Below are 10,168 nucleotides of genomic sequence, written 5' to 3' on the forward strand. Positions count from 1 at the left end.
CGCGTCGGTCGAGATCTCGGTCAACGGGGGCTCCTCACGTGGATGATGTGTGCAGGCTCGTGCGTCGGGTCGAGCCGGACGTAGTTGTGCTGGTTCCAGCTCCACTCCTCACCGGTGATCTCGTCGTGGGCGAGGAAGGAGTCGTGCCACCCGAGGCCCAGCGCGGGCATGTCGAGGTGGACCATCGTCTCCCGGGTGCTGTGGGGATCGAGGTTGATGACGACCAGCACGGTGTCGTCGCCCTCCTCCGTGCGGTGCCGCTTGCTGAAGACCAGCACGTGGTCGTCGTCGGAGGCGTGCACCGAGAGGTTGCGCAGCAGCTGCAGCGCGGGGTGCCGGCGACGCAGCTCGTTGAGCCGGGTCAGGTACGGCGCCAGGGTCCGGCCCTGGGCGGCCGCGCCGTCCCAGTCGCGGATCCTGATCTGGTACTTCTCGGAGTCGAGGTACTCCTCGCTGCCGGGCCGCACGGCCACGTGCTCGTAGAGCTCGTAGCCGGCGTAGACCCCCCAGGACGGGGACCCGGTGGCGGCCAGCGCCGCGCGGATCTTGAACGCCGGCGGGCCGCCGTACTGCAGGAAGGAGTGGAGGATGTCGGGGGTGTTGACGAAGAAGTTGGGCCGCATCACGTGGTCGCTCTCGTGGCTGACCTCGCGCAGGTAGTCCTCGATCTCCCACTTGGCGGTGCGCCAGGTGAAGTAGGTGTAGGACTGCTGGAAGCCCACCGCGCCCAGGCCGTGCATCATCGCCGGGACGGTGAACGCCTCGGAGAGGAAGACGACGTCCGGGTCGGTGCGCCGGACCTCCTTGAGCAGCCACTCCCAGAAGGCCAGCGGCTTGGTGTGCGGGTTGTCCACGCGGAAGATGCGGACGCCGTGCGCCATCCAGTGGCGGACCACGCGGAGCACCTCGCGGCAGAGGCCGACGGTGTCGTTGTCGAAGTTGACCGGGTAGATGTCCTGGTACTTCTTCGGGGGGTTCTCCGCGTAGGCGATCGACCCGTCCGCCCGCGTGGTGAACCACTCGGGGTGCTCGGTGACCCAGGGGTGGTCGGGCGCGCACTGGAGGGCGAGGTCCAGCGCCACCTCCAGGCCCAGCTCCGCGGCGCGGGCGACGAAGGCGTCGAAGTCCTCCAGCGTGCCCAGGTCGGGGTGGATGGCGTCGTGCCCGCCGAACCGGCTGCCGATCGCCCAGGGCGAGCCCGGGTCGTCGGGCCCGGGGGTCAGCGAGTTGTTGGGGCCCTTGCGGTTGACCTCTCCGATCGGGTGGATCGGGGGGAGGTAGATGACGTCGAAGCCCATCTCGGCGACCGCGTCCAGCCGCTTGGCCGCGGTGGCGAAGGTGCCGCTGGTAACCTTGCCGGTGGTGGGGTCCTCGGTGGCGCCCTCGGAGCGCGGGAAGAACTCGTACCAGCTGCCGTAGAGCGCTCGCTTCCGGTCGGCCCACAGCGGGTAGGGCCCGTCCACGGTGAGCAGGTCACGCAGCGGGTGCGCCCGGAGCGCCTCGGCCAGCTCGGGCGACTGCATGACGGCCAGCCTCGCCTCGACGGGGCGCCGGGTGTCCTGGGCGGCCTTGGCTGCCGCCGAGACCGTCTTCTTCTCCGCCCGCGAGAGGTCGCCCTCGGCGAGCACCCGCTCCAGCAGCAGGCGGCCCTCGGTGAACATCAGCTCCACGTCGACCCCCGCGGGGATCTTCAGGCCCGCGTCGTGCTGCCACGTGGCCAGGGGATCGGACCAGGAGTGCACCTCGAAGCTCCAGGCGCCCTCGGCGTCGGGGACCACCTCGGCGGCATAGCTGGTCTTCTCGTCCGGGTGCGGCGCCATCCGGACGGGCGGACGCCGGGAGCCGTCCGGGGCCACCAGCACCACCTCGGCGCCCAGCTGGTCGTGTCCCTCCCGGAATACGGTCGCACTGACGGGTAGGGGCTCGTCCACGGTCGCCTTCGCGGGCTGACGCCCGAGATCGACGACGGGGTGGACCCCCATGACTGGAATTCGACCGACCATGCTCTCCACACTCGTCGAACGGCGGAGCCCGGCGCAACTTGCGCCGGGCCGGACTCGTCCGGCGTGGGCCCTTCGCCCCGCCGGACGGCCGCCACGTACCCCGATGAGGGGACGGATCATGCGTTGGATCGATCAAACAAAATGCCCTACGGTCAGGGAATGCGTGCGATCAGGCGACTCACCGTCCGTCCCGTCCTCCCGACCGCACTCGCCGATCTCGGTGTGCTCGCGGGCAACCTGCGCTGGTGCTGGCACCCGGAGACCCAGGACGTCTTCGCCGCGGTGGACCCCGCGCTCTGGCGGCGGGTGGGCCACGACCCGGTCCGGCTGCTGGGTGCGGTGGCCCGCGAGCGTCTCGAGGAGCTGGCCGCCGACGCCGACTTCCTGGCGAGCCTCTCCGCCGCGCGGCGGTCGCTGGACGAGTACCTGACCGATGACCGCTGGTTCCAGCGCAAGGCCGACGCCGGCGCCGGGCAGGTTGCGCCGCGCTCGGTCGCCTACTTCTCCCCGGAGTACGGGATCACCGCCGTCCTGCCGCAGTACTCCGGCGGCCTCGGCATCCTCGCCGGCGACCACCTGAAGGCCGCCTCCGACCTGGGAATCCCGCTCACCGGGGTCGGGCTGCTCTACCGGCAGGGCTACTTCAAGCAGTCGCTCTCCCGGGACGGGTGGCAGCAGGAGACCTACCCGGTCCTCGACCCCGACGAGCTGCCGCTGACCCCGCTGCGCGAGTCCGACGGCACCCGCGCGCTGGTCTCCATCGAGCTCCCCGACGGTCCGCTCCTGGCCCGGGTGCTGGTGGCCCAGGTGGGACGGGTGCCGCTGCTGCTCCTCGACTCCGACATCGAGGAGAACCCCCAGCACTACCGGGACGTGACCGACCGCCTCTACGGCGGGAACTCCGAGCACCGGCTCCGCCAGGAGCTGCTGCTGGGGGTGGGCGGGGTCCGGGCGCTGCGCGCGTGGTCCCGGATCACCGGGGCCCCGGAGCCGGAGGTCTTCCACACCAACGAGGGTCACGCGGGCTTCCTCGGCATCGAGCGGATCCGCGAGCTCACCGCGGACCCGCACGGCCCGGCACTCGACTTCGACACCGCCCTGGAGGTCTGCCGCGCCGGGACCGTCTTCACCACCCACACGCCGGTGCCCGCCGGGATCGACCGTTTCCCGCGCTCGCTGGTGGAGCAGTACTTCGGCGGCGCGTCGTCCCCGACGCCGGGGGTCCCTGTCGCGCGGGTGCTCGAGCTGGGCGCGGAGGACTACGAGGGCGGTGACGCCGGCGTCTTCAACATGGCCGTCATGGGCTTCCGCCTGGCTCAGCGCGCCAACGGCGTCTCGCAGCTGCACGGACGCGTGTCCCGAGGGATGTTCAACGGTCTCTGGCCCGCCTTCGACGAGGCCGAGGTGCCGATCGGCGCCATCACCAACGGCGTCCACGGGCCGACCTGGGTCGCGCGGGAGATCTTCGAGCTCGCGGCCGAGCTGGGCGCCGACCTCGACGGCGACGACACCGACAGTCTCTGGCCGCTCGTCGACCGGGTCCCGGACCGCCGGCTCTGGGATCTCAAGCGCACGCTACGCGCGCGGCTGGTCGCGGACGCCCGCGCGCGGCTCGCCAAGTCGTCGGCCAAGCGCGGCCTGACGCCGGCGGAGACGGGCTGGGTGGACGAGGCGCTCGACCCCGACGTGCTCACCATCGGCTTCGCGCGCCGGGTGCCCTCCTACAAGCGGCTCACCCTCATGCTGCGCGACCCGGCACGGCTCAAGCGGCTGCTGCTCGACCCCGAGCGCCCCATCCAGCTGGTCATCGCGGGCAAGTCGCACCCGGCGGACGACGGCGGCAAGCGCCTCATCCAGGAGATGGTCCGGTTCGCCGACGACCCCGAGGTCCGGCACCGCATCGTCTTCCTGCCCAACTACGACATCGCGATGGCGCAGCCGCTCTACCCGGGCTGCGACGTGTGGCTCAACAACCCGCTCCGCCCCTACGAGGCGTGCGGCACCTCGGGCATGAAGGCCGCCCTCAACGGCGGGCTCAACCTCTCCATCCTCGACGGGTGGTGGGACGAGTGGTTCGACGGCGGCAACGGCTGGGCGATCCCGTCCGCCGACGGGGTGGACGACCAGGACCGGCGTGACGACCTCGAGGCCGCCTCGCTCTACGACCTGCTCGAGCACGAGATCGCCCCGCGGTTCTACGACGTGGACGCCGACGGCGTGCCCACCCGCTGGGTGGAGATGGTGCGGCACACCCTGAAGTCGCTGGGGCCGAAGGTGCTGGCCACCCGCCAGGTGCGCGACTACGTCCGCGAGCTCTACGCCCCCGCCGCCCGGCACGTCCGGCTCCTGGGGCCGGAGTGGAGCGGAGCGCGTGAGCTCTCGGAGTGGAAGCGGCGGGTGCGCGAGCAGTGGCACGGTGTCCACGTGGAGCACGTGGAGTCGGAGGACCACGGCGACACGGCAGAGGTCGGGGAGGCGCTGACCGTGCACGCCTACGTCGCGCTCGACGGGCTCTCGCCCGGCGACGTGGAGGTGCAGGCGGTCCACGGCCGGACCGGTCCCGACGACGAGCTCGACGAGGCGCACACCACGCCGATGGAGCTGGTCGAGTCCTACGAGGACGGGCGGCACCGGTTCGACACCACCCTCGCGCTCGACCATGCCGGCTCCTTCGGCTACACGGTGCGGGTGGTGCCCCGCCACCGCGCGCTCGCCTCGGAGGCCGAGCTCGGCCTGGTCGCCCTCCCGGCCTGATCCGGCGCGGGCCGGACGACGACCGGGTCAGCGCAGGGAGCGGGCCGCCAGCTTGGCCTCGAGGCGGGTCTCCTTGGCGAGGTGGCCCGCCTGACGGCGCGCGTCCCGTGCCGCGCGGCGGGCCCGCCAGGCCACGCCGGGCCTGCCCTCAGTGTCGACGGCGGCGAGCAGCAGGCCGCCGAGCAGGCTGAGGTTCTTGGCGACCTGCGTCTTGCCCTGCGCGCGGGCGGCGGGATCCGACTCCTCCCAGAAGGCGTGGCCGGCGAGCGTCGTGGGCACCAGGCTCACGGCCAGCACCGACGCCGAGACACGGGGCATCCGGTTGGTGGCCAGCATGGCGGCTGCGGTCACCTGGACGGCGCCGTTGATCCGGACCAGCGCCGCCGGGTCCTCGGGCAGCGGGACACCCTGAGCCCGGGCCAGGGGCACCAGCCGGTCGGTCATCGCGCGGGCCTTCCTCGCGAGGGGCTCGGGGTTGCGTGCCGCGTGGTACCCGCCGTAGAAGAAGATGCTGCTGAGCAGGGGTCGGGCGAGGAGTCGTGAGATGGCCATGGGCCACCCCTACCCGATCGCGGCCAGACGAACACCTGCGCCCGCTCCGTGCGACCGCCGGCGCTCAGACCTGGCGCAGCACCAGGGTCGACCGGGCCTCGAGCTCGAGCAGGTCCCCGGCCAGCACGGTGGTGCCGGCGGGGTAACCCTCGTCGGTGGAGAGGACGACCTCGCCCTTCTGCACCCACTCGTTCTCCGGCAGGGTGATCCGCACCGGGACCGCCTCGTTGTTGAGCCAGATCATGAAGCAGCTGTCGTGCAGCTGCTCCCCACGCGGACCGGGGGAGCGCAGGGGGTCGCCCGAGACGAACATCCCCAGCACCTTGGTCGAGCGGTCGTGCCAGTCGTCGGTCGTCATCTCCCGGCCCTCGGGGTGGAGCCAAGCCAGGTCCTTGGGGCCGCCCTTGATGGTGGGCCGACCCTCGAACCAGTGGCGCTGCCGCAGCGCCGGGTGCTCGCGTCGCAGGCGCAGTGCGGTCTTGGTGTGCTCGTAGACGTCGAGCCAGGCGTCGTCGGGCCGCCAGTCGACCCAGGACGTCTCGTTGTCGTGCACGTAGGCGTTGTTGTTCCCGCCCTGGGTGCGGCCCCGCTCGTCGCCCATGGTCAGCATCGGGACGCCCGCGCTGAAGCAGAGCGTGGTCATCAGGTTCTTCGCCTGGCGCCGGCGCAGGGCGATCACGCCCCGGTCGTCGGTCTCGCCCTCGACGCCGCAGTTCCACGACCTGTTGTTGTCGGTGCCGTCGCGGTTGGACTCGCCGTTGGCCTCGTTGTGCTTGCGGTCGTAGGAGACGAGGTCGCGGAGCGTGAAGCCGTCGTGGGCGGTGATGAAGTTGACCGAGGCGTACGGCGACCTCCCGTCGTCGGCGTAGAGGTCGCTGGAGCCGGCGAGGCGGGTCGCCATCATCCGGATTCCGTCGCCGTGCCCACGCCAGAAGTCACGCACCACGTCGCGGAACTGGTCGTTCCACTCCACCCAGGGCGGCGGGAACCGGCCGACCATGTAGCCGTCCATCGAGGCGTCCCAGGGTTCGGCGATCAGCTTCACGTGGCGCAGCAGAGGATCCTGGCCGATCGCGGTGAGGAGGTGGCTTCCCATGTCGACCGCCTGCTGGGTGCGGGTGATGGCCGAGGTGAGGTCGAAGCGGAACCCGTCGACGTGCATCTCGGTGACCCAGTAGCGCAGCGAGTCCAGGACCAGCCGCAGCGACTGGGTGCGGGTGGTGTCGACGGTGTTGCCGCAGCCGGTCACGTCCCAGTAGGTGTCGGGGACCACCGGATCCCCGTGCGCGTCCAGGACGCGCTGGTAGTAGCCGAGGTCGTCGAGGCCCCGGAAGCTCAGCGTCGGCCCGTCCGGACCGCCCTCGGCGGTGTGGTTGTAGACGACGTCGAGGATGACCTCGAGCCCCGCCCGGTGGAAGGACTTGACCATCTCCTTGAACTCGGTGACCTGCTCTCCGCGGTCGCCGCTGGAGGAGTAGCCGTTGTGCGGGGCGAAGTAGTTGAGGGAGTTGTATCCCCAGTAGTTCACCTGGCCGCGCTCCGCGACCCCCGGCTCGGAGGCGAACTGGTGGATCGGGAGCAGCTCGACCGCGGTGACGCCGAGGTCGCGCAGGTAGTCGGTGACCGCGGGGGTCGCCAGCCCGGCGTACGTTCCGCGCAGCTCCTCGGGGACGCGGTCGTGGAGCGCGGTCATGCCCTTGACGTGCAGCTCGTAGATCACGGTGTCGCGCCAGCGACGCCGCAGGGGGGTCTCGCCCTCCCAGTCGAAGTCGTCGGCGACGACCACCGTGCGCGGCACGTAGGGAGCCGAGTCCAGCTCGCTGGGGGCCAGGGGGTCGTCCGCGTCGTGGCCGTGCACCGCCGGGTGGTGCTGCACCGAGCCGGAGACCGCCAGGCCGTAGGGGTCGACCAGCAGCTTGTGCGGATTGAACCGCAGGCCGCGCTCGGGGTCCCAGGGGCCTTCCACGCGGTAGCCGTAGCGGGTGCCCGTGGGCACCCCGGGCACCTCGGAGTGCCAGATGCCCAGGGACTGTTCGAGCAGCTCGACGCGGTGCTCGACGTCGTCCTCGTCGAAGAGGCAGACCCAGACGCGCTCGGCCCGGGGACAGTAGACGGCGAAGTTGGTCGCCTCCGGGGTCCATGTCGCCCCGAGGGGCCAGTTGCGTCCCGGCCAGACGTCGGTCCGCTCGTCCCGGTGGTTCCACATTCCCGCAGTCATCCCGGCCATTGTGTCCGATGGCGGTTCGGGTCGTGGCCGATGACCACAGGTGGCACGATCCTGGGCCAGGACCGACACGAGTGAGCGGAGAGACACATGGGTGAGTTCGTCAACCTCGAGGTGACCGACGGTGTCGGGACGATCCGGCTCGATCGCCCCAAGATGAACGCCCTCGACACGGTCGTCCAGGAGGAGATCCGCGTCGCGGCACAGGAGGCCACGGACTCCGACGAGGTGAAGGCGGTCGTGCTCTGGGGCGGAGAGCGTGTCTTCGCCGCCGGCGCGGACGTCAAGGAGATGGCCGAGATGTCGTACGCCGACATGGTCAAGCGCTCGACCGGCCTGCAGTCCGCGATCGGCTCGGTGGCCCGGATCCCCAAGCCCGTCGTCGCCGCGATCACCGGGTACGCCCTCGGCGGGGGCTGCGAGCTGGCGCTCTGCGCCGACGTGCGCTTCGCCGCCGACAACGCGGTGCTGGGACAGCCCGAGGTCCTGCTCGGCGTCATCCCGGGTGCGGGCGGCACCCAGCGGCTCGCCCGCCTGATCGGGCCCGCGAAGGCCAAGGACCTCATCTTCACCGGTCGGATGGTCAAAGCCGACGAGGCGCTCGCCCTCGGCCTGGTCGACAGGGTGCTGCCTCCCGAGCGGGTGCTGGCCGAGGCCGTGGCCTGGGCCTCGCAGTTCACCAGGGCCGCGTCGCTGGCGCTGCGGGCGGCGAAGACGAGCATCGACCGCGGTCTCGAGGTCGACCTCGAGACCGGGCTGGAGATCGAGCGGCAGCAGTTCGCCGGTCTCTTCGCCACCGAGGACCGTGACCTCGGCATGGGGTCCTTCGTTGAGAGGGGACCCGGCAAGGCCGAGTTCATCGGCCGTTGAGCAGGAGAGGGGCGAGATGACGACCCAGCAGCGCGGTCGCACGCGCAAGGTCGCCGAGCGGGCACGGGCCCGGACGGCGTACCTGCTCTGGTGGGTCTGCGTCGCGTGCGCCGTCCTCCTGGCCACCGGTGCCCTGCTCGTGGCGCTGGAGGCCGACGAGCGGCAGCGTGTGATCGCGGCCGCGCTGTCGGGAGCGGACGCCGTCGACCTGGGTCTCTTCGACCGTGACGGGGGGATCTGGCACTTCGCCGGTGGCGACGCCAGGATGCGCGAGGTCCTGCTCAACTGGGGGTCCGCCGCCCTCGGCTGGCTGGCCGTCGGGTGGCTGGTCGACCGCGTCGTCCGGCCGTGAGCCGACACCCGCGCCGAGACGACCAGCATGCGAAACGCGGGGCTGGTTCACCGAATATCGCATTCAGTGACTAGAGTCACCCCAGAAGTTACGGGAGGGTAACGAATCTCTTCCGTCCGTCTTGCCTTGGAGGGCATCACATGCACAAGTCTGTATTCCGTCGCACCCTGGCCGCCGGCGCCTCGCTGGCCGTCGCCGCCACCGGCGTCGCGGCCCTGACCTCGGGAGCCTCGGCTCAGAGCGCCGTCGTCCCCACCGACTGCACCATCGACTTCGGCTTCGGCGCCGTCCCGCGGGAGGGCTTCACCGCCCAGGCCGACACCGACGCGCCGACCCAGGTTGCCCTCGGCAGCCTCGTCCGGCCCAACTTCAGCGCGACGATCACCGTCCCCGCGGACACCGCCGACCTGGCGCGCCAGAACTTCGGCACCACGGTGACCGGTACGGCCGCCGTGGCCGCCACGATCAACGGTGTCGCTGCGCCGGCCACCGCGGTCGTGCCCGAGGGCACCTCGACCGGCGCCGTGGGCTCGGGCCCGCTGGTGCTCACCGCCACCGGTGCCCTCAACGACGAGTACACCGCCAACGCCGCGGGCAAGCTGACGTTCGGCATGACCGGCTACACCGCCGAGTTGGTCTTCTCGCGTGGGACCGAGCCGGGCACGAACCTCACCGTGACCTGCACGGTGGCAGCCGGCGCCGACGGCACCGTCGACGTGGTCGACGTGATCGACCCCGCGGCGCCCGCCCCGACGCCGACCCCGACCCCGACGCCGACCCCCACCCCGACGCCGACGCCGACCCCGGCGCCCGCGGTCCAGGGCACGGACACCGCGGGCTCGGTCGTCTACAAGAAGAAGCAGAAGAAGGCTGTCGTCAAGGTCGTCGTGACCAACGACGACGGGACTGCCGCCGCCGGTGACGTCAAGGTCGTCCTCAAGAAGGGCAAGAAGAAGGCCAAGGCCACCATCACCCTGAACAGCAAGGGCAAGGGCAAGGCCGCCTTCAAGAAGATCAGCGCCAAGGGCAAGTACACCGCCACCCTGAAGTACAAGGGCAGCGCCACGTCCAAGAAGTCGAACGACAAGGTCAAGCTCACCGTGAAGTGACGGTCTCCTGACCTCGAGGTCCCCGTCTCCAGCGCTGCTGGGGGCGGGGACCTCGTGCATTTCTCGTGGTCTGGACCACCGGGGTCACTAGGTTACGATGCGGTAACCTACGCCTCCGTAATGGCTTGGCCTTGGGAGGGCGCATGCACAACCCCGTCATTCGTAGAACGCTGGCGACAGGAGCCTCGCTGGCGGTCGCCGCCACCGGCGTGGCAGCCCTCACCTCGAGCGCGACGGCCATCAGTGCCGAGCTCAGGTTCGACTGTCAAACCGCTGCCGGTGCGTCGGTCTTCACCAACGTGAC

The 10,168-nt window shown here is 71.2% G+C and carries 7 protein-coding genes; 4 read left to right on the forward strand and 3 right to left on the reverse strand.

Annotated elements, in window-relative coordinates; all coding sequences use genetic code 11:
* Positions 1–20: 20 nt before the first annotated feature.
* Positions 21–1,982 carry an alpha-1,4-glucan--maltose-1-phosphate maltosyltransferase gene (locus tag AC3X7R_RS08315; RefSeq protein ID WP_489965118.1) on the reverse strand — a complete coding sequence of 654 codons (1,962 nt, stop codon included), beginning with the start codon at positions 1,980–1,982 and terminating at the stop codon, positions 21–23.
* A gap of 180 nt (positions 1,983–2,162) precedes the next feature.
* Between AC3X7R_RS08315 and glgP the strand changes: the two genes are divergently transcribed.
* Positions 2,163–4,757, forward strand: a complete 2,595-nt coding sequence (gene glgP, locus AC3X7R_RS08320; RefSeq protein ID WP_489965119.1) for an alpha-glucan family phosphorylase — start codon at positions 2,163–2,165, stop codon at positions 4,755–4,757.
* A gap of 27 nt (positions 4,758–4,784) precedes the next feature.
* On the opposite strand, the gene AC3X7R_RS08325 is transcribed toward glgP, so the two are convergent.
* Positions 4,785–5,309, reverse strand: coding sequence for a DoxX family membrane protein (locus AC3X7R_RS08325; protein WP_489965120.1), 525 nt, complete (start codon positions 5,307–5,309; stop codon positions 4,785–4,787).
* Positions 5,310–5,373: 64 nt separating this feature from the next.
* Positions 5,374–7,527, reverse strand: a complete 2,154-nt coding sequence (gene glgX / locus AC3X7R_RS08330; RefSeq protein WP_489965121.1) for a glycogen debranching protein GlgX — start codon at positions 7,525–7,527, stop codon at positions 5,374–5,376.
* 96 nt (positions 7,528–7,623) lie between these two features.
* On the opposite strand from glgX, the gene AC3X7R_RS08335 reads away from it, so the two are divergent.
* The 3 genes from AC3X7R_RS08335 (at position 7,624) to AC3X7R_RS08345 (ending at position 9,864) form a co-directional block, all read left to right on the forward strand.
* Positions 7,624–8,403 carry an enoyl-CoA hydratase/isomerase family protein gene (locus AC3X7R_RS08335; RefSeq protein ID WP_489965122.1) on the forward strand — a complete coding sequence of 260 codons (780 nt, stop codon included), beginning with the start codon at positions 7,624–7,626 and terminating at the stop codon, positions 8,401–8,403.
* Between the two features lie 16 nt (positions 8,404–8,419).
* On the forward strand, positions 8,420–8,755 hold the full coding sequence (locus AC3X7R_RS08340; RefSeq protein ID WP_489965123.1) for a hypothetical protein: 336 nt from the start codon (positions 8,420–8,422) through the stop codon (positions 8,753–8,755).
* 140 nt (positions 8,756–8,895) lie between these two features.
* Positions 8,896–9,864 (forward strand): hypothetical protein, encoded by a 969-nt coding sequence (locus tag AC3X7R_RS08345; RefSeq protein WP_489965124.1) that lies wholly within the window; start codon positions 8,896–8,898, stop codon positions 9,862–9,864.
* Positions 9,865–10,168: the final 304 nt, after the last annotated feature.

The sequence above is a fragment of the Nocardioides sp. Z22_16 genome (genome assembly GCF_058134365.1).